This is a genomic window from Brucella sp. JSBI001 (assembly GCF_026014005.1).
GTDB classification, from domain to species: Bacteria; Pseudomonadota; Alphaproteobacteria; order Rhizobiales; family Rhizobiaceae; genus Brucella; species Brucella anthropi.
On sequence record NZ_CP110339.1, the window covers coordinates 1,513,586 to 1,530,215 of the forward strand.

Below are 16,630 nucleotides of genomic sequence, written 5' to 3' on the forward strand. Positions count from 1 at the left end.
CGCCTACCTCTTTTGGATGGGTTGCAGACGCTCGTTGCTGCCGATCAGCAGAAGCCAGTCTGTTCCCCCGCCCGCATTCTTCGACTGCCTCGGCGTGTAGATCGCAATCGAGGCATCCACCTCCGGCTGAACCGCATCCGCAAATGAGCCGGAAACGGGATCAAACCAGACTGCCTGCCAGCCTTGCCTGACGACATCCTTCTGCACTGCGAAACCATCCGCATCGCCGTAGATGACCGACAATGTGCCATCTGACAGGGAGGAGCCATAGCTTTCCGGGTTCACGACGATGCGTCTTTGGCGATCAGGCTGCAGTTGCGGCCAGGGCAGTTTTCCAAACAACGCCTTCATAATCGCCATTGACCGTGCTCCGGGACTGTTCAGCGCATCGGGCCAGGTGCCGTCATAAGCAAAAAGCCCTGAACTGCTGAAATGCCAGATCGGATTATTTCCAAAGAACTGTCCCGCAGCGCCGGCCAGCAAGGCGCCATAGGCGTTTCGCCGGATCGTTTGGGGTGTCGACTCCCATTCCTTCTCATAGAATGTTTCCAACAGAATGACCGGCATGGCCGTGTCTTCCGCCGTGCGCTTCAGCATTCCGGCGTGGACGTCCTTGTAGCTATAGAGCGTGTCGAAGGAGAACCAGTTCTCCTTGCCCCAGATCTCGGCGGTGCTAGTCTCGGGGCTGGGATGAACCGTCTTCAGCGAGGACGGACTGATTTTCATGATCCCCTCGGCCATGCTGGAAACCAGGTTCTCGTCCGGCGTATTAAAATCCCCACCAAAAACCCAGACAATATTGGGGTATTGTCGAAATCGTTCCGCAACTTTCTGGCCGTAGAGACGCATTTTTTCCGGTCCCGCGGCCTCTATATCCCGGAACCAGCCCTGATCGCCGCCGCTCACCCCAAGATAGGCTGGCGCGAGAAGAACGACAAAGCCCAGTTGTTGCGCCCGTTCGATCACCCAGGCGGCATGGTCGAAATATTTCGGGTTGAGATCGACGAAGGCTTCGCCGTTGAAGGGCTTCTCGCCATAAGCATTGGCGGGGGGATGGCGGGAGAACTGGTGTTCGACCAGATTGACCAAAATAGCATTGAAGCCGCGCTTCCTGCGATCCTGCAGGTAGTCCTCAACATCCTCGCGCTTCAACTCCGCGATCAGCGACCAGGCGGTATCGCCATGCAACAGAAACGGCTTACCTGTTGCATCCTCGAATATACGCCGGTCCTGGCTGATCTTGATCGGAAAAGAAGCAGTCGCATGGGACGATCCTGCTGCCATAAACAGCAGGATCGTGGCGATAATGGCGACTACAAAACGCTTCATCGCATCGTCGGCGGATAAGTCGGCGCTTCATTGAAGCGGCGATAGACCACCTGTGAAGGACGTCCGGTCAGATAAGAGCTTACACCGTCGTTCAACGCCCGGACGTAAACGTCGAGCGCACCGTCGATGGCATCCACCGTGCGCGCAATGTCGGTGTCGCTGTGGGTATAGCTCACGACCAAAGATGGCATCAGCACACCGCGCCGGATCGTTTCCTGAAGAAACAAAGTACGAAATGCCTGCGACGGCTGCCCTTGCTCGTCGAGCGTTCCATAGGCAAGGCAGCAAGGACGCCCGAACAGGCGAACATGGTTCTGCAGGCCGTGACTGGCAATCGTCGCATTCACGCCCTCTGCCAGTTTGGAACCTTGCTCATAGAGTCTTTCGATCACCGGTTCGTCGCGATAGATGGTCATCGTGGCAATCGCGGCTGCCATGGCATGGGTTTCAGCGCCATGGGTGGTCGAAAGCAGGAAAACGCGAGGATGGTCGGTCTGTGTCAGTCCACCCAGCTGCATATATTCCGCCTTGCCTGCCAGCGCTGATATTGCAAAACCGTTGCCCAGCGCCTTGCCGAAACAGGACAGGTCCGGCTCGACATCATAAAGCTTCTGCGCGCCGCGCATATGCCAGCGGAAGCCGGTAATCATCTCGTCCAGAATGAACAAGGCTCCGTTTTCATGGGCGATGCGCTTTGCTTCCTGCAGGAAGTTGTTTTGCGGTTCGTCAGCCTTTGCAGGTTCGAGGATAATGGCTGCAATACGCCCCGGATAATCCTCGAACAGGGCTTCAACGCTTGCAATATCGTTGTAACGGAAAGTTGCCGTCAAAGCCGAAACCGAAGCTGGAATGCCTGCATTCATCTTCGTCGTTCCAATGAACCAGTCATCGGTCGAGAAAAATGGATGATCGGCACAACAGGCAATCATGTCACGTCCGGTATAGGCACGCGCCAATCGCACCGCGCCGGAGGTCGCATCCGAGCCGTCCTTGCAGAATTTCACCATCTCGGCGCCGTCGATCAGCTCCAGAAAACTTTCCGCGCATTCGACTTCGATGGCACTTGGGCGCGTAAAATTACATCCGTCCTGCAAGGCGTCGCGCACGGCGCGCACGACGGGCGGGTAGGCATGGCCAAGCCCGACCGCACGATTGCCCATGCCATATTCGATATATTCATGGCCATCGACGTCGAAGACATGCGAACCGGACCCGCGCTGGATGAACCCGGGCGCGAGTACCGGATACTGGTCGTCACCCTTGGCATAGGTGTGACAGCCGCCCGGAATGAGCGCGTGCGCCTTGCTGGCGAGCAACTGAGAATTGCGGAACTGCGATGTGAAAAGGTTCATGCCCCTTCTCCTTTCTTATTCACAGATCATGCTGCCGACCATCTCGTATGCAGGCGCTCGCGCACCTGACGCAGCCAGTTCTTTACCGGTTTTGGCAAGCGACTGCGCAAACTGGAATGAAGTGCGTTCGGCATCGACCATTGCGAAAGCGCCAGTGGTGGCGCAATGGCTGGGCGATCCTCCGCGAGATGTTCGAGAAGACCGGCATAGGCTCGACCAGCAATATCGTTGTCGAAGACCGTTTCCACTTTCTGCTGGGCGGCGGCTGCCATGCCGGCAAGTAGCTCTCGGTCGCGTGCAAGCCGGTTTATATGACGCGCAGCCTGACGGAAATCGCCGACGGGAAACAAGAGCCCGTCCTCGCCATCGGTGACAATCGTATCGGTCACACCAGCGATCTTCGAGACGACCGCCGGGCATCCCTGACTCATCGCTTCAATGAGCGTCAGACCGAAACCTTCAAAGCGTGACGGCATGATCATGACGTCATGCTGGTTCACCAGCCAGGGAACATCGGCAGGCGCAACCCAGCCACTAAAACTGACCTTGTCACCGAAAGGCGCAAGACGATGCCGCAGCTGTTCCAGGTCGGGACCATTACCGGCGACCGTCAGGTGATAGGAGCAATCGAGCTCGCGCAGAATATTCGGCAGCCAGAAAATGCCCTTCGAGTTGTCTTCCATCCGCCCCAGATAAAGCAGGCGAAGCGGGCCGGACTCATCCGGCTTTTGAACATTGCGCGACAAGTGAATGTCCCGGTTCAGTCCATGCGGGATGACAAGCGTGCGCGACGCATCGAAACCATGCTGGCGCACGAGATCGTCACGGCAGCGTTTTGAAACGCCGACAGTTGCGTGAACATGATCACGGATTGCCCGCGCCGCCGCGTAGGTGCCGGGTGTGATATTGTGCACGATCATGATGCGCAGAATATCGGCGGGCAGATAGCGCGCCAGATTGGTTTCGAAACGGTTCGCAAGAACATTGACGAAAACGGCGTCGAAATGGTTTTCGCGCAGGAAGCTGATCATATGCCTTGCGCGAGTTTCTTCATCCAGCACACCCATGCGGTCGATGGCATCGCCCTTGCGAAGCGCATCATCAAGCCCCTGCCCTGTCGGCACATTGACCGTATCGCCAGCAGCGCCTGCAGCAAGCCAGCGAAGCTCTATGCCCGACTGGGCAAGCGAGGCGCGCAGACGCGTGAAAACCGAATAGGTCCCGCCTATGTGAGGACGGACAAAGTAAGCACATTTCATGGCCAGAACCTTGTTGCCACAGAAACACCTCAGGGGAGACAAGACTTCGAGGGAACAACTCCCTCGAAGCCTTACTCCGGTATATCGGGGGGCAATGGATATACCGCTGGCCAGTGTATCGAAATTGCTCTGCCACGCATTTCGGCTATGAGGGGTACACCCCATCCTACAATAGAGTATAGTGTTCACCCTTCTGCCAGTTTTCCTGCAGGTCGGTCTGGCCTAAGCTTGTCGGTGCAGCGGGAGACACGCGCATGAGAATAGGACTTTTCGGGCAATTTGGTTCCGGCAATACCGGCAATGACGGTTCGCTGGAGGCCATGTTGCGGCAGTTGCAGCGAACCGATCCCCAGATCGAGGTCATTTGCATATGTTCCGGGCCTGACGTCATCAGAAACACATATGGCATAGAAACCGTTCCTATCGGCGGCGATCCTCCCGCCAACCGGTTCCTGCGAAAGGCCGACCGGTACTTGATGCAGGCACCCCGCCGTATTCGTAATTTTGCAAATTCGATGGCGCTGAGCCGCAAGCTCGATTTTCTCATCGTACCCGGCACCGGCTTTCTCGACGATTTCAGCGCCGATCCTTTCGGCTGGCCGTTCGTGATATTGCGATGGTCGCTCGCCGCCCGGCTGAGCGGTGCGGAGCTTCTCATGGTTTCCGTCGGCGCAGGCCCGATCAATCATCCACTCAGCCGATGGTTCATGCGGCAATCCGCGCTGATGGCCACATTCAGATCGTATCGAGATACGATTTCGCATGAGTTCATGAAAACGCTGGGGGTTCAGCAGGCCGGCGACAGCGCCAGTGCCGATCTTGCTTTCTCCTTGCCGAAGGCAGCCGAAACAATCCTGCCGCATAACGATCCGCAGCAACATATCAAGCGGATAGGTATCGGGATCATGGCTTATCGCGGCTGGAAGCGACGCGACGGAAATGGCGACTCCATCTACAGCAACTACCTAGAAAAAATGTCCGTCGTGATCCAGTCGCAGCTTCAGCAGGGCCGTACCGTGCGTCTTTTGACCGGCGACAATATCGACCGTGCAGCTATCGACGACCTGATGGCGCTTCTGCCCCCGACCGACCACAACCAGCAACTCATTTATGAGCCGGTCACCTCGCTGCATGATCTGATGAAGCAGATCGCGCAAACGGATATTGTCCTGGCGAGCCGCTATCACAATGTGATCTGCGCGCTCCATATGGGACGGCCCACAATCTCGTTGAGTTATGCGCGAAAGAACGATGTGCTTCTCGCAGATAATGGCCTGAGCGAATTCTGCCACCATGTGGAAAGCTTCGACCCGCCAACTCTGATCCGGCAGATAGACAATATGCTGCTTCGTCGCCCTGAATTGGAACAAGCCGTGCGGGCGGGCACTGATCAGTACCGGCTGCGCCTCGAATGGCAGGAGCAGAACCTTCACCAGAAACTTCTGAAAAACAAGAACGGCTTAGACACACGACGCAACAGAGCGCACTAACTCATAGCTTTCAGATGCTTACGCCGCTCGCTTCGATGCAGAAGGTAATCGAAGGGCGGAACAATCGCCATCAAAGGCTTTCGTTTCAATGCAGCTGCGAGGAGCGCCCCCGCCCCCTTCTCGCGACGCAACACATTGGATACGGCAGACCAGTAGGCCCGTTTCGAAAGGCAGTCCCTCACCTCCGCCATAAGCCGCGGGGCATTGGGCAGGTCACGCCCTTCATGGTCGAAAAAGGAAACGAAAGCTTCTTCAACCTCCCGGTTCCATTGCAATATTCCTGCGATATGGGAGGAACGGCTTTGCGGATGCGCACGAATAAAAGCCTGAATGCTTTCGGTTTCTGCAACCGCGCCTTGCGTGGCAAAGCGTAGCCACATCTCCATATCGTCCGTATGAGCCAGACTTGTGCGATAATGACCTACCTTTTTCTGCACTGCGGTACGCACAATCGCCAATGGGCCGTCGACAAGGCTGATCGCATTGCGACAACAGGCTGCGATATAATCCGGTCCCGACCGAACCTTCCACCCGCCAGCCTTACCCGGCTCCGGTAATTCTATCTCTGACCGACGGGTACCGGCTGCGATCATCGACATATGTCCGTAAACGAGATTCACATCGCGGTGCTCATCGAGAAATGCGGCGGCATTTGCCAGCACACCCGGCGCGAGCAGATCGTCGGAGCATAGGATCAGAAAATACTCAGCGCTTGCCCAGTCCACCCCCTCGTTGAACGAAGCATGGGGCCCGAGATTTCGCTCCCGCAGACGCAGTTCCACCCGGCTGTCTTCTACCGCAAGTTCACTCGCAATCGCCACACTGTCGTCGGTCGATGCATTGTCGATAATCAGCACACGCACATTCACCCCGCACTGTGACAATACGCTTTCGACGCATTCGCGCAGATAATGCCCGTAATTGTAGTTCGGGATGGCGATATCGACAGTTTGCATGCGCACTCCCTTGCAATCAACGCTTATTTCGCCGGGGTTGAAGATGTCAGCCCGTTGCGCCAACGCCGGAAGATGCGGCGGTTGAACACGCTCATATTGGCAAATGTCATGAAGATTTGGTTCAGCTCCTCGGCGAACGGATGCCGCGTGACAAAGACGGCGACAACCCAGTTCACGGCAGCGAGCACCCCGATGCCAACACCTTGAAGCGGCGGAAAATCGAATGAAAACCCGTTTGCCACCAGTGCGACCAAGGGAAGAACAAGCGTGAGCGCCGTCACAAGGCCGCTATGCGCGAATGCGCCGAAAAGCTCCCGGCGTGAAAAGGAAACGTATTTTTTCACATAGAGGATTGAAACGACCATCTGAAACGGCGAGGTGATGAACTGACTGAGCGCAACCGCGAACAGGCCGAAGAACGCGGCAACGCAAAGCAACGGCGCCACGACCGAACGCGAGATCAGACTGAACACGAAGGCATCCCGGTTGTGACCGAGCGCCATCAAAAGCGGATAGGTCAGCAGCACCGGGCACCAGAACATGTTTGCGGTACAGGATATGGCGACGATCGGGACGGCCTCATGCCAGCCATCCCCCAGAATGATGCGCACGGCCGGATAGGCCAGAAAAGCCAGTACGGTCTGCGCCGGCCAATAGACCACGCTGATATAGGACAGTGCACGGATATAGGATATGCGTATGTCGACGCCTTCGCGCACCTGCGCCGACAGCATGGGAAACGCGACGGCAAAGATCGCCGAGAGGATAACCCGGTCGGGTAATCCGCTGACCGTGCTTGCACGATTATAGATACCGACCTGCGAAATGGGCATGAAGCGGCCCAGTATGAGCTGCGGAAAGGTTTCACAGATTTTGCCGAGACTGGCATTCGCACCGAGATAGATGCCGAACCGCCAGGCCGCATCAATGCTGGCAAAGGTGGGTCGCAACAGGCGTCGCAACGGATGGATCGTGATGGCAAGCGCGGTCGTGACCGCGGCCGCTGCAAGCAGGCCGACCGCGAAGCAAAGATAGCCGAACCCCATGTAAGCCGTAACGATTGTGGCCAGGGCTCCGACGCCCGAACCGGCGGTTCGGATACGGGCAAGCACGCCAAAGGCCATGTCACGCCGCAGCAGCGCGATGATCGGCATGGAGAGGCTTTCGACAATGGCGGCAGCGATGGTGATATCGAGAAAGAAGCCAAGCATCGGATCGCGATAGGACGCGGCGAAAAAATCGCGCAGCACATAAAGCCCCACCGAAAGCAGCAGCGTAACGCCCATCAGATAGGTCAGCGATGTCTGAAGGTCCTTGTCTTCCACGCGGTCGAGCTTGATGAGAAATTCGGCACTTGCAAACTCCCGCAGCGAAAAAACGATGGCGGCAATACTGAGGCCGATGACCCCCATGCCCGTTTCGGCAGGGTCGAGAAAACGCGAAACGACAACGACCGTGAGAAAATTGAAGATCAGTGCGGCATATTGCTCTAGTGCCGCCATGAGAATGCCCCTGCGACTGCCGCTCATGATCTGCTCCTTGAAAGGAGCCCGGATGTGTTCTGCAAGTTTGGTTTCACGATGCCTTGCCCCCCAGAACGTTTGTCCGGACATTTGAAAGACGGCCGTTCCGCCCTTCACATTATTCGCCAAGGATAAGCTTTTGCCGCGAGCACGAAATGTCGCCCTTGGTGTTAGCACCTGACCTGAAAGGAGTATGCGGCACGCTCTAAAGCCAAGTCGTGGTCGGCAGCGGCTGAGGGTAAAAATTTCCCGAGTTTGACTTCTGAACGCGCCTCGGAGGAGACATGACGAGTCTTTCCTGGATCACGCTTCTGGCCTTCGCGCTCTCCGTTGCCTTCTGCCTCGGTTTTCGCGGGCTGGCACGCGAATGGTATCTCATCGACATACCTGATGCCCGCAAGAGACACGACGGAAACGTTCCACTTTGCGGTGGCATTGCCATTTTTCTCTCGTTTTCCGTGGCCGCGCTTCTGGCGATCGGCAATTCGGGCCATGCCAATGCGATTGTCTTGCTGCCTGGGCTTGTGCTGATCCTGATCACCGGCGTTCTCGATGACCGTTTCAGCCTGCCTGTCGCACCGCGCCTGGGAATCCAGCTGCTTGCGGCTTTCCTCATTATCGGCATTGCCGGGCTGAACCAGCTCTATCTCGGGCTAGCACCCGGCAGTCTTGAAGCGGCGGCAGCCTCATCGCCGGAATTGCCGACACTCATCCCGATTCAGTCTCTGACCGGGCCGCTTTTTCTTATTATCGCGCTTGCCTTCATTGTCGGTCTCGTCAACGCCGTCAATATGAGTGATGGCGTTGACGGACTGGCTGGATCAGCGAGTGCTGCAGCCTTCTTCTGGCTCGCCGTGATCGGCTTCGGCCTTGGCCAACATCGCCTCGGGTTGCAGGCGCTTGCGCTGGCCGCTGCCTGTCTCGGTTTTCTGGTATTCAACATGCGTCATCGCTGGCGCGCCAAAGCGAGCCTTTTCCTTGGTGACGGGGGCAGCACTTTTCTTGGTGCAGCCCTTGCCGGATTTATCCTCATTCTTGCGAGCGGAGCCGCCGCCGTCGCCTTTCCCATCCTGATCTGGATCGTCTTCGTGCCCGTCATCGATACGCTGAGCCTGATCGTGCGCCGCATGTCTGCCCGCAGAAGCCCATTCTCACCGGACCGTCAGCATCTGCATCACCTGCTGATGGATGCAGGGCTTTCGTGCGGGCAAACAGCCGTGGCGGTCATGGCGCTCAACTTCCTTGCCGGAGCCATCGCCTATCTCGCCATGCGGCTCGACATGCCTGTCTGGCCAATGCTTCTCGCACTGGCGATCCCTGCCGCAGCACATACGCTTTTCGTGCTGCGCATGACCCGGGGCGAATGTCCGATCGTTGCCGCCTCGATGGCCGAGGCCAACCCGACTACCAAACAGAACATCACTTATCCTGGTGCAACTTCATGAACGTTTCCGTACTCATCATGACGCTGAACGAAGAGGTCAACCTGCCTGCTTGTCTCGCCTCGCTCGAATGGTGCGATGACATCGTCATCCTCGATTCCTACAGCAGCGACCGCACGGTCGAGATCGCGAAGGCGGCAGGCGCCCGCGTTTTCCAGCGTTCCTACGATACCGAAGACCGCCAGCGTATGTATGGCCTGACGGAAATCGAGTTCAAGCATGACTGGGTCTACACGCCCGATGCGGATGAAATTACACCCATGGATTTGCGTGATGAAATGCTGGCGATCGCGGCCGATCCCGAGCGGCCCGAAGTCTTCTTCAAGGCACGTTACAAGAATATGTTCATGGGGCGCTGGATCCGTCACGCAAGCCTCTATCCGACATGGATAGCCCGATTAGTAAGGCCCGACCGGGTCCGTTTCGAGCGTTCCGTACATTCCCGCGCAAGCGGCGGGCCGGAGGGTGCATTGCAGGCCCATTTCATCCATTACAGCTTCAATAAAGGCCTCGAAGCCTGGTACGACAAGCATAATCGCTACTCATCCGCCGAGGCGAATTTGTCGGCAGCGAGACGGCTGGAGCGACGCATCGACTGGGGTGGTCTCCTGTCAGCCAGTCCCGAAAGACGGCGGCGGGCGATGAAGTCCCTGTCCTACAATCTACCGTGCCGGCCTACATTGCGCTTCATCTACATGTATGTGCTGCGCGGCGGCTTTCTCGATGGCAAACCCGGCTATCTCTATTGCCGTCTGCTTTCAGCATACGAGTTCATGATCGTCATCAAAGCGGAAGAGCAGCGCCAGCGCCAATCGGCCCTTCCCGCCGGATCTCCTGATGCCATGCACCCGCTGAAAACCGAAGCGCCAGAACGGCGTATGGTATGATGGCTATCCTTATTCTACCCTTGCCATTATTATGGGGCTTGCCGCGATGTTCTTCTCCGAGCCAGTTCTGACCTTGCAGGACGACGGCGGCAGAGCCGATGTGATTGTGGTCCCCGGCGGCGACGGCCCGCCGCGCGCGGCGGAGGCCGCCCGCCTCTGGAGGGAGGGGCGCTCGCCGTTCATCCTCGTTACGGGTGACGGTGACTGTATTTCGAACATGCAGGTCATAGTGCGCAACGGCGTTAAGCCATCCGCGATCTTCGTGGAATGCCAGTCAGGTAGCACGTGGCAGAACGCGCAGTTTTCGGCGCCCGTCATGCGGAAGATACGGGCGAGAAGCGCCGTTATCGTGACCAACTGGTATCATTCGCGCCGCGCCATTGCGAGCTTTCGCGCCGCCTGCCCGCAGATGCGCTTTATCTCGTCTCCCATCGGTGGCGATGGCGGCCGTCCCGGTTTTCCGGCCACGCCCGCAGACATGGAACTCGTCGCGAAGGAATATGTGAAACTCGGCTGGTATCTGCTTTCGGGCCGCATCTTCCCGTACGACCTTTCCTCAGGCGAACCGGCGCCTGATCTTTCGGCCGTATGCACTTTGGCAGGAGGCGCCCAATGAACCTCCCGCTCACCTGGATTTTCGCCGGTTTCGTCCTGTACCTCATGGCTGGCAGTCTCTTCTTCCGCCCGGAACGGATGTATCAGTTTCCGTTCCTTGCCGGTGTGATGACTTTCGGCTTCCTGCTGCCGCAGCTTCCTGCCCTTGTTCATGACCAGTTTCTGCCATCGGGGGCTTATGCCAAGACAATGATCATGGGCATTCTGTCCCTTGCCATGCTGGTCCTCGGCTGGCGCATGACAAGGCACCCGATCAGGTTTCTCAGAATGAGCTTCAGCGAACGGAGGCTGATACGGGCCGCAGCCGGCCTATCGGTTTTCGGCGCGGTGTTCTACTTCCTCTTGAGTCGCCTCCCGGGCGATGTCTCCATAGGCATGCAGATGACCGGCATGCCAGTCGTCTATCTCTTCTTCGCTCAGCTCATGCCCTATGGCCTTGGCATCGCCCTTCTGTGCTGTGTGCGACGCCCCTCATGGTTTGCACTGGCGATCATCCTGTTCGATCTCGTCTTCTATTTCGACCGCATTCTGGTGACCGGAAAACGTGCCGAGGCAATCCAGCTCCTCCTGATGATCTTGCTTGCCTTCTGGTTCTACCGCCGCATGGTCGTGCCACGCGTCATAATGTTTGTCGGTATTTTTGCAGGGACATTCCTGATGACCAGCATGGGCGATTACCGGCAGATCACGCGCGCGGCTTCAGGCTTCGTTCTCGATGACATCATGCAGATCGACTACACCGCCAACTTCAATGAGACGCTGGAACGCGGCGGTCTGGAAATGCGCAATGCCGTGCAACGTATAGACGAGATCGACCGCAGGCTGGAATTCGACTATGGCAAGTTCCACTGGAACCGCATCGTGTTCACCTTCGTGCCCGCGCAACTCGTCGGCGCAGGCATCAAAGACTCGCTCCGTCTTGATACGCCGCAGCCAAGCCGCGACTATAATCCGGTCACCGGAACGACCGAGACCGGCCTTGTCGATGCCTTTTCGTCGTTCTGGTATTTCGGAGCGCTGAAGTTCTTTGTGCTCGCCTGGGCCATGCGTCGGCTCTGGGAGACTGCCATGGCGGACGAGATGCTGGGGCAACTCGTCTATATGATGTCGATCGTGCCCGCGATGCATGCCATTTCCCACCAGACCGACTGGGTCATCACAGTCTGGCTGCACATGGCGCTTTTCCTGATCCCTGTCCTCTCATTCTGTCGCATCCGCAACAGCTCAGTTAACCTGCCCATGCCGCAGCGAAGCGCTGCCATGCCACAATTCTTGTAAGGATGATCGTAATGTCCGTCGCATCGCAGCAGAACCCACCCATTCCGATCAGCGGCCGCAAGACATCGTCACGCCCCATGGAAGGCGGGGCAACCTTCACTCTCGGACATCGTGTCCAGCGTTTAATCTGGCAGGCAAGCTGGCTGGTACTGGCGGCATGGACGCCGTCCTTCCTGTGGCGCTGGCGCGGCGTTGTGCTGCGTGCCTTCGGTGCCAAGATTCACAAGACTGCCATCGTACGCGGCAGCGCGCGCATCTGGTGGCCAGCCAATCTGACCATGGGCGCTCATTCATCGCTCGGGCCGGACGCGCTTTGCTATAACGTCGCGCATGTCACGCTTGCGCCCTTCGCCATCGTCTCGCAGCGCGCACATCTTTGCACTGCGGGACACAATATTGACCAGGCTGATTTTCCGCTCACGGCAGCGCCCATTCGCATCGAGCCTTATGGCTGGGTTGCAGCTGAAGCCTTTGTCGGGCCCGGCGTGACCATCGGTGAAGGCGCAGTTCTTGGCGCGCGTGGGGTCAGTTTCCGTGATATGGCCCCATGGAAGGTCTATGCTGGCAATCCGGCCAAGCAGGTGCGCCCGAGGCGAAAGCCTTGACTATCTGGCGGCGGGAACGGATCGAAGACGCCTGCGCCCCGCAACGGCATCGCTCTTTAGCGACTGGAAGCTCTGATAGGCCGCAATCGTCTGGAGCGCGATGCGCGGCCAGGTGTAATTGGCACGCACGAGCCTTGCACCGGCTGCGCCCATCCGCTTTGCCCCGTCCGGGTCTTCCAGAATCCGCTCAAGCGCTGAGGCCACCGCCATCGGATCGAGCGAGCAGACCACCCCGGCTTCCGCTTCGGCAACCTCTGGAAAATGGCAGGCATCGGTAATCGCTACCGGTACACCGCAGGCAAGCGCCTCAGTTATAGCAACGCTGAACCCTTCCTGACGGCTCGGCAGGCAGAAGCAGGCCGATTGTTTCAGGGCAGCGATCTTGGCCGGACCGTAAAGCCCGCCGGTCATATGAACACGCGATTCAAGTCCGTACAGACGAATACGTTCACGGAATTCATCTTCAGCCCCGCCATCGGGACCAGCGACCACCAGATCCACATCGGGAAACAGTGGTGCGACCCGACGAAAGGCATCCGCAAGAATATCCAGGCCCTTCTTGTAGTGAAGCCGGGACAGAAACAGCACATAAGGCCGTCCCAGCAATCCGGGCACCGCGACGTCACCGTCGCCCTCAACCTCATTGAGGAAGATACCGTTCGGGATAATCATCGATGGCGGTTTCAGTCCAAGGGGGCGCATCAGGTCGACTTCATCCGCATTCAACGCCTGAATGAAGGCCGCGCTGTCGAGCATGCGGCGAAAGCCCAGCGCCATTGCAAGCTTCTTCTTCCATGCGCGCTGCTGCATGCTCCACATGTCAAGCATGCCGCAACAACATATGCAGTAAGGCACGGAAAAGCGGCGGCAGAGCATTGCAGCCCGCAGAAGATTGGTCTCCCATACGCCATGCAGGTGTACGAAATCTGCGGAACGAACCAACGCTTCCATCGCTTTCGCGGCAGCTCCGCCGGACAAGGTTTCCCGCAGATCGGGCATTGGGAGAAGCAACGTGCGCACCTTCCCGAAGTCGGGTATCGTCGCCGTGGCCTTGCTGGCGCGGCGGCTCACCTCATCATCGCAATAGCTGACGATTGTCACTTCATGACCGAGCGAGGCTTGTGCCGCCGCAAGGCGTACAACGACAGCCTGCGGGCCACCTTTAGCAGGATCGTAGGAACCGATGACGTGAACGATCTTCATTTTGCATCTGCCCTCGAATGTTTTGACAGCGCCTGTAGAAGTCGCTCGCCATAGCGTGAAACAGTAAAATCGCTGGCCCTCTCCCTTGCGCTGTCGCTCATCCGGGCCAGCGTTGCAGGATTGGCGGCAAATTGCCGCAATATCTCGGCGGTTTCACTCACATCACGGATCGGGACGATGTAACCGTCTATGCCATGTCGCACGACGCTGCCAGTATTGTCCGTGCAGATGACCGGCAAACCTGCGGCAAGCGCCTCATAAACTGCTGTCGCCGACCCTTCACAGAGCGATGGCAGCAGAAACACGTCCGCCCATTCAAACTGGGCCCGCATTTCGCTACGCGGTATTGGCCCGGTCAGTTCGACCGTCGTGGCAAGCTTTGCCTGCGCTTCCGGCTGGGCATCGATTGGCCCCACCATGCGGAAATGTGCCTTGTCGCCAAGTTCTCGCGCCACCGCGCCGACATAGGGCGACCCTTTGCGAAGACCAACCGCACCGACAGTCAGCACCCGCAGCGGCCCCAGCAAACGCGGGCAAGGATTCAGCAGAAAACGATCATCGACGCCGTAGGGCACAACGACGACTTTTCCCGGTGCGCAGCCCGCTTCGATCACATGACGCGCCACAAAATCGGATGGACAGACCACGGCATCGGCGATCTGCCATTCCGCCTGCTCACGCGCGGCAAAAACATCGGCATGAACATCATTTGCGACCGGAAGCTGCCAGCCTGGATTAAGCACCTCTTCCTCACAGGCCAACTGATCGACGATGGTGCGCGGTGCGATCATCTGCTCCACCGCCGTCCACAATCCCTGTCTCTTTGCGACCGTTAGCAATTCCAGCGCTTCGCCACTGAAAGCATAGACACCGCTTGCACCGTGAAAGCCGCTTGTCGACACCAGTCTGCCGAAAGTTTCGCCCGCCCAAATGGCATTAGCCGTGGATTTCGGTCCTGTCTGGTTGGAAAGCCTGCGCACGGCAGAGTGCAGACCGAACGTCGGAAATGTCGTCATGCGCTCCTGTGGAATCCCTTGCGGTGTACGCCCCACCAGTCGCCGCACGGATGCGGGCAACATTGACGGCGGCAGGTTGTTCAGCAATCGTGGCCACCCCTGAAGCGCGCATATATCCGTATAGAAATGCGCAAGCTTGTCCCGGCTTGCGAAAATGCGCGGGACTGCATAATGCATGCGCGCGCCAAGCTGGCTGACAACGACCGACCCGTCCATCATAGTTCCCTCGGCTGGAATTGCCGGTCCAGAACCGGCATGGCTTGTGGCACCACCTTTTCCTCGAGCCGCGAGATGGCGGATTGCCAGACGGCTGCGCCATATTCACGCGAATAGGCCGTTTCCATCAGATAGCGGGCATTGTTGCCCATCGACATGCGCCCGACCGGCGAATGGCGCAAATGAAGGATCGCATTGACCAGCGCATCGACTTCGCCCGGCCGCAGCGCCATGCCGCACTGGAAATCGCGAACAATCGTGCCGATCTCGCCTTCCGTATCGCCAATGAAGATTGTCGGGCGCGCGGCTGCGAGCACGCCATAGAACTTGCTGGGCACGATGCAATGTTCCAGCTCCGGCTTCAGCGAAACCAGATGCACATTCGCCGCGCCGAGACTTTCGGAAAGTTTATCAACGGGTTGGAACGGTTTCATCATCACATTGGTCAAGCCGCGTCGTTTGACCTCGCTTTCAACGAACCCGCGCTGCTGTCCCTCGCCTATCATCAGGAAGATGATGCTCTTCATATGCCGAAGCCGTTCGGCAGCATCGAGAACTGTCTTGAATTCGTGCGCGCGTCCGAAGTTGCCCGAATAGCCGATGACGAATTTCCGACCGAGCCCCCATGCGCGGCGCAAGGGATTTTGCGCCGGTTCCACCGGAACGATCTCATTGCGGTCGGCCCAGTGGTGAACCACGCTGAGGCTTTCCGCCGGAATGTCGCGTGTTGAAAGGTAATGCGCCATGCGCTCTATCGGGCAAATGGTCAATGCCGACTGACGCATCGACCAGTTGCGCAGGATCAGGGCGAGCTTACCGGAAACGGTATCGGATTTGATGAGGCCGAGTTCCATTGCCGTTTCGGGAAAAAGATCCATCACCCAGTTGACCAGCTTTGCCCGTCGCAGGCGAACAGGCAGCGCTGCCGAAACGGAAAGAAGCGGCGGATCGGTACAGACGACGCAAACATCGTCCTTGCGGGCATTGGATGCAAACCAGGCGGCCGCGGACAGATGAAAGGTTGCATAATCGACCGCGCGCCCGACAAGTTTGCCCCGACCAAAGCCCGAGGTCCATATGCGATGCACATCTATGCCGTCGATCGTTTCACGCGCGGGCAACACGTCCTTCCGCTTGTCGTGATAGCTGCGGCTTGCCAGCACTGTCGTCTCGATGCCTTCACGCACAAGCGTATGGGCAAGGCTCGTCACCATCCGGCTCGTCGCCGACTGGTCCGGGTAGAAGTAACGATTGGCAAGCACCACACGCATGATTTCACGTCCTGTTGTTCGATCCCGTTGAAACGAGCATCGCAACTGCGCAGCAGATACCGCAAGAAACACAAAGGCATGGCATGCACCGACACCGGGCGAACTGCCTACCTCTTTGGGTGAAACCGGACATACCGGACGCGCCTCAAGCCTCATCCGAAGAGGGATGTTCCGGCCCGCAATTGCCG

General features: G+C 58.0%; 14 protein-coding genes. 6 read left to right on the forward strand and 8 right to left on the reverse strand.

Annotated features, from left to right (window positions below):
- Window positions 1-3: 3 nt before the first annotated feature.
- Genes LJ361_RS07265 through LJ361_RS07275 form a run of 3 tightly spaced genes read right to left on the reverse strand, consistent with a single transcriptional unit; the run spans window position 4 to window position 3,940 of the window.
- The gene (locus tag LJ361_RS07265; RefSeq protein WP_264813118.1) at window positions 4-1,329 is read right to left on the reverse strand and encodes a DUF4038 domain-containing protein; all 1,326 of its coding nucleotides are present in this window, start codon (window positions 1,327-1,329) and stop codon (window positions 4-6) included.
- The gene (locus tag LJ361_RS07270; protein WP_012092814.1) at window positions 1,326-2,681 is read right to left on the reverse strand and encodes a glutamate-1-semialdehyde 2,1-aminomutase; all 1,356 of its coding nucleotides are present in this window, start codon (window positions 2,679-2,681) and stop codon (window positions 1,326-1,328) included. The genes LJ361_RS07265 and LJ361_RS07270 overlap by 4 nt, the downstream gene beginning before the upstream one ends.
- A gap of 26 nt (window positions 2,682-2,707) precedes the next feature.
- Window positions 2,708-3,940, reverse strand: a complete 1,233-nt coding sequence (locus LJ361_RS07275; RefSeq protein ID WP_010658582.1) for a glycosyltransferase family 4 protein — start codon at window positions 3,938-3,940, stop codon at window positions 2,708-2,710.
- A gap of 254 nt (window positions 3,941-4,194) precedes the next feature.
- Between LJ361_RS07275 and LJ361_RS07280 the strand changes: the two genes are divergently transcribed.
- Window positions 4,195-5,430 (forward strand): polysaccharide pyruvyl transferase family protein, encoded by a 1,236-nt coding sequence (locus LJ361_RS07280; RefSeq protein ID WP_264813119.1) that lies wholly within the window; start codon window positions 4,195-4,197, stop codon window positions 5,428-5,430.
- On the opposite strand, the gene LJ361_RS07285 is transcribed toward LJ361_RS07280, so the two are convergent.
- Together LJ361_RS07285 and LJ361_RS07290 are read right to left on the reverse strand one after the other, a co-directional pair.
- Complete coding sequence (locus LJ361_RS07285; protein WP_264813121.1) at window positions 5,427-6,386, reverse strand: glycosyltransferase family A protein; 960 nt, start codon at window positions 6,384-6,386, stop codon at window positions 5,427-5,429. The two genes, LJ361_RS07280 and LJ361_RS07285, sit on opposite strands and share 4 nt — an antisense overlap.
- A gap of 23 nt (window positions 6,387-6,409) precedes the next feature.
- Window positions 6,410-7,915: an oligosaccharide flippase family protein gene (locus LJ361_RS07290; protein WP_264813123.1), complete on the reverse strand. Its 1,506-nt coding sequence runs from the start codon at window positions 7,913-7,915 to the stop codon at window positions 6,410-6,412.
- A 278-nt stretch (window positions 7,916-8,193) separates the two neighbouring features.
- Between LJ361_RS07290 and LJ361_RS07295 the strand changes: the two genes are divergently transcribed.
- Genes LJ361_RS07295 through LJ361_RS07315 form a run of 5 tightly spaced genes read left to right on the forward strand, consistent with a single transcriptional unit; the run spans window position 8,194 to window position 12,736 of the window.
- On the forward strand, window positions 8,194-9,354 hold the full coding sequence (locus LJ361_RS07295) for an MraY family glycosyltransferase (protein WP_264813125.1): 1,161 nt from the start codon (window positions 8,194-8,196) through the stop codon (window positions 9,352-9,354).
- Window positions 9,351-10,238: a glycosyltransferase family 2 protein gene (locus tag LJ361_RS07300; protein ID WP_264813126.1), complete on the forward strand. Its 888-nt coding sequence runs from the start codon at window positions 9,351-9,353 to the stop codon at window positions 10,236-10,238. The genes LJ361_RS07295 and LJ361_RS07300 overlap by 4 nt, the downstream gene beginning before the upstream one ends.
- 46 nt (window positions 10,239-10,284) lie before the next feature.
- A complete protein-coding gene (locus LJ361_RS07305; RefSeq protein ID WP_264813127.1) occupies window positions 10,285-10,854 on the forward strand; it encodes a YdcF family protein in 570 nt (189 codons plus the stop codon).
- The gene (locus LJ361_RS07310) at window positions 10,851-12,131 is read left to right on the forward strand and encodes a hypothetical protein (protein ID WP_264813128.1); all 1,281 of its coding nucleotides are present in this window, start codon (window positions 10,851-10,853) and stop codon (window positions 12,129-12,131) included. The genes LJ361_RS07305 and LJ361_RS07310 overlap by 4 nt, the downstream gene beginning before the upstream one ends.
- 11 nt (window positions 12,132-12,142) lie before the next feature.
- The gene (locus LJ361_RS07315; protein ID WP_264813129.1) at window positions 12,143-12,736 is read left to right on the forward strand and encodes a putative colanic acid biosynthesis acetyltransferase; all 594 of its coding nucleotides are present in this window, start codon (window positions 12,143-12,145) and stop codon (window positions 12,734-12,736) included.
- On the opposite strand, the gene LJ361_RS07320 is transcribed toward LJ361_RS07315, so the two are convergent.
- Genes LJ361_RS07320 through LJ361_RS07330 form a run of 3 tightly spaced genes read right to left on the reverse strand, consistent with a single transcriptional unit; the run spans window position 12,737 to window position 16,442 of the window.
- Window positions 12,737-13,939, reverse strand: coding sequence for a glycosyltransferase (locus tag LJ361_RS07320; RefSeq protein ID WP_264813130.1), 1,203 nt, complete (start codon window positions 13,937-13,939; stop codon window positions 12,737-12,739). It abuts the gene before it with no gap.
- Entirely contained in the window at window positions 13,936-15,171 is a 1,236-nt protein-coding gene (locus LJ361_RS07325) for a glycosyltransferase family 4 protein (protein WP_264813581.1), read from the reverse strand. The genes LJ361_RS07320 and LJ361_RS07325 overlap by 4 nt, the downstream gene beginning before the upstream one ends.
- Window positions 15,171-16,442 (reverse strand): glycosyltransferase family 4 protein, encoded by a 1,272-nt coding sequence (locus LJ361_RS07330; protein ID WP_264813131.1) that lies wholly within the window; start codon window positions 16,440-16,442, stop codon window positions 15,171-15,173. The genes LJ361_RS07325 and LJ361_RS07330 overlap by 1 nt, the downstream gene beginning before the upstream one ends.
- Window positions 16,443-16,630: the final 188 nt, after the last annotated feature.